2 protein-coding genes and 2 pseudogenes are annotated in these 3,532 nt (G+C 71.4%); 3 read left to right on the plus strand and 1 reads right to left on the minus strand.

The genetic code is table 11. The annotated features are described in order from the left end of the window. A pseudogene (locus FUT87_RS06015) lies at window positions 1–592 on the plus strand (MFS transporter); the annotation flags it as partial. Window positions 593–622: 30 nt separating this feature from the next. Further along, window positions 623–1,540 (plus strand): aspartyl/asparaginyl beta-hydroxylase domain-containing protein, encoded by a 918-nt coding sequence (locus FUT87_RS06020; protein WP_091734142.1) that lies wholly within the window; start codon window positions 623–625, stop codon window positions 1,538–1,540. A gap of 65 nt (window positions 1,541–1,605) precedes the next feature. Here FUT87_RS06020 and FUT87_RS06025 read toward each other — a convergent pair whose 3' ends face one another. Further along, on the minus strand, window positions 1,606–2,493 hold the full coding sequence (locus FUT87_RS06025) for a dioxygenase (protein ID WP_147240410.1): 888 nt from the start codon (window positions 2,491–2,493) through the stop codon (window positions 1,606–1,608). A gap of 237 nt (window positions 2,494–2,730) precedes the next feature. Between FUT87_RS06025 and FUT87_RS06030 the strand changes: the two are divergent. After that, a pseudogene (locus tag FUT87_RS06030) lies at window positions 2,731–3,532 on the plus strand (ABC transporter permease); the annotation flags it as partial.

Here is a 3,532-nt window from a genome sequence, read left to right on the forward strand (position 1 = left end):
CCAGCCCGGCGCCAGCGCGATGCGCGAGCTCGGCGCGCTCGGCCGCCGCCAAGTCTGGTTGACGCTGGGCATCGCGACGATCGGCTTCGGCGGCATGTTCGCCGTCTACACCTACCTGGGCTCGACGCTGCTCGAGGTCACCCGCGCCGGCCCCGGCCTGCTGCCAGTGGTGCTGAGCGTGTTCGGCATGGGGATGACGGCCGGCACGCTTGGCGCCGCCTGGGCCGCCGACCGCGCGCTGATGCCCACCGTCGGCGGGCTGCTGCTGTGGAGCGCCGCGTCGCTGGCGCTGTACCCCTTCGCCGCCGGCCACTTGTGGACGCTGCTGCCGGTGGTCTTCCTGATCGGTTGCGGCGGCGGGCTGGGCACGGTGCTGCAGACGCGGCTGATGGATGTCGCCGGCGATGCGCAGACGCTGGCCGCGGCGCTCAACCATTCCGCCTTCAACGCGGCCAATGCGCTGGGCCCCTGGCTGGGCGGGCTGGCGATCGCCGCGGGCCACGGCTGGACCTCCACCGGATGGGTGGGCGTCGCCCTGGCCTTCGGGGGAATGGCCTTCTGGGCGGCGTCGCTGGCGCTCGATCGCCGATAATCCGCCGCTTGTCTTCAGGAGTCCCGACACATGGCCGACTGGCTGCCGCCCACGCGTTACTGGGTGCTGGCGATCTTCATCGCCTCGGCGCTGTACGCCCATTTCCGCGGCCGCGTCCGCTTCAAGCTGGCCCGCGCGCTCACCGACTTCACCGTGCTGATCTCGCCGATCAACGCGGTCATGTACCTGTTCTCCCGCGCCCCCGCCACGCCCTACCTGAACACGGCCGAGTTCCCCGAGCTCAAGCTGCTGCGCGACAACTGGCAGGTGATCCGCGAGGAAGCCCTCAAGCTCAACGACGAGGGCTTCATCAAGGCCGCGTCCGGCTACAACGACATCGGCTTCAACTCGTTCTTCAAGACCGGCTGGAAGCGCTTCTACCTGAAGTGGTATGACCGGGACATGGCCTCGGCCAACGCGCTGTGCCCCCGCACGGTCGAGCTGCTCAAGCAGATCCCCGGCGTGAAGGCGGCGATGTTCGCGTCGCTGCCGCCGGGCGCGAAGCTGGTGCGTCACCGCGACCCCTACGCGGGCTCGCTGCGCTACCACCTGGGCCTGACCACGCCCAACGACCCGGGCTGCTACATCGAGGTCGACGGCCAGCGCTACCACTGGAAGGACGGCGAGGACGTGATGTTCGACGAGACCTTCATCCACTACGCCGAGAACACCACGACGCATCAGCGCGTGATCCTGTTCTGCGACGTGGAGCGCCCGGTCCACTTCGCGCCGATCCGCTGGCTCAACCGCGCCTTCGGCAAGCTGGTGATGACCTCGGCGGCGACGCAGAACCTGGAGAGCGAGCCCATCGGCGGCCTCAACAAGTTCTTCTATCACGCGTACAAGGTGCGCCTGTTCTTCAAGGCGTTCAAGGCGAGATCCCGCCTCGGCTACTACATCGTCAAGTGGGCGCTGATCCTCGGGATCCTCGCGGCGATCTTCCTCTGATCGCCGACGCGGTGTCCTGATGAACAACGGCCCTGCGGGGCCGTTGTCGTTGGTGGGTCGGCGGATCAGGAGGCCGCGGCGGGCGCGTCGGCCGGCGTATCGGCACGCGCATCGGCATGCGCCAGCGCGTCCTGGAGCGCGCCGGCCTGCGGCCCGAACGCATAGGCATCCATTCCGAGGCAGCCGAAGGTGACGCCCTCGTGGATCCGCAACGGCGCATGATCGCGACCGCCGGCACCGGCGGCGACATACCAGGGCAGCAGGTGCTCGTCGGTCGGGTGCATCAGCGTCGCATGGGGTGCCTGCGCCCGGTAGGCCGCGAGCGCCGGCCAGTCCCGGGCCGCCGAGCGCTCCGCGAACCAGCGCCGGAAGGCAGCCGATTCCGGCATCTCCGGCACGCCGTCGCCAGCGGCGGTCCCGGTGACCGCGGAGCGCATCAGCAGCCTCAGGTTGTGCGTGATGCTGCCGGTCCCCAGGACCAGCACCCCGTCCGCGCCCAGGCCCTGCAGTTGCTCGCCGAGCGCCATCAGCTGCGCCGGCGACGCGTGCGGCGTCAGCGTCAACGGGATCACCGGCACGTCCGCCGCGGGGATCAGGTAGCGCAGCGCGGTCCAGATGCCGTGGTCCAGTCCGCCGTGCTCGACGACGGGCAAGGCCAGCGTCTGGCCGAGCCGCTCGGCCAGCGCCGGATCGCCGGGCGCGTCGTAGCGCAGCGCGGACAGCGCCGGCGGGAAACCGCCGAAGTCGTAGACCGCCTCGTGCCGTGGCGCGCCGAGCAGCAGCGCCGCGCGCGCGGTGGTGTGCGCGGAGATCGCGAGCACCGCGCGCGGCCGGCCCCAGCCGGCGGCGAGCGTCCGGCCGAGATGTTGCAGGAAGGCGCCGGTCTCGCCGGGTTCCAGCGCGATCATCGGCGAGCCGTGCGAGACGAACAGGGAAGGGAAGGGAGGCTTCATGGGGCCATTGAACGCCCGGCGCCCGGCTGCATCGTCAAAACCGGTTGCACGGACTGTTCAAGCCGATTGCATGGCCGTCTCCCCGCGGCAGCAGGCGGGCATGCGGTTCGCTACAGTCCGCGCATGAGCGCGCACCCGTCTTCCCCCTCCGCCGACCCAGCCGGCCCCGCTGGAGCTTCCGTGGCCCGGCCCTCCGCCGACCCGGCCGGCCGGCGTCCGCCGTCCCTGTGGCGTCAGATGTCCCTGCAGACCTGGCGCGATGCGCGCGCCGGCGAATTGCACCTGCTGATCCTGGCCCTGATGCTGGCGGTGGCCGCCGTGTGCGCGGTGGCCTTCCTGTCGGACCGACTGGACCAGGGCCTGCGACGCGACGCCGCCCAACTGCTCGGCGGTGACGCGGTGGTCGCGAGCGACCAGCCGACGCCCGCCGCGGTGCGGCAGCTGGCCGATCGCCTGAACCTGCGCAGCGTCGAGACGCTGAACTTCCCGAGCATGGCGCGCGCCGGCGAGGACCAGGGCGGCGGCAGCCGCCTGGTGGCGGTCAAGGCCGTCGGGGCGCGCTACCCGCTGCGTGGGGCGCTGAGCTTGAAGGACGGTCGTCAGGTCGGTGCGCCGGCCGCCGGCACGGTCTGGGTCGACGCGGGCGTGTTGAGCGCGCTGGGCCTGAAGGTCGCGATCCGCTGCTGCTGGGCGACGCGACGCTCACCATCGCTGGCGAGATCGCCAATGAGCCCGACCGGGGCGCCGGTTTCCTCAACTTCGCGCCGCGGGTGATGCTGGCGCAGTCGGACCTCGCCGCCACCGCGCTGATCCAGCCGGCGAGCCGGGTCACCTACCGCTTCGCGGTGATCGGCCAGGGGCAGGAACCGGGCAGCGCGGTGCAGCAGTTCACCACGCAGACCCGCCAGCAGATGAAGGACGGCCACTGGCGCGGCGTGCGGCTGGAGTCGCTGGAGACCGGCCGGCCCGAGATGCGCCAGACGCTGGACCGCGCGACCAAGTTCCTGAACCTGGTGGCGCTGCTGGCCGCCTTGCTGGC

It is taken from the genome of Mitsuaria sp. TWR114 (assembly GCF_007997345.1).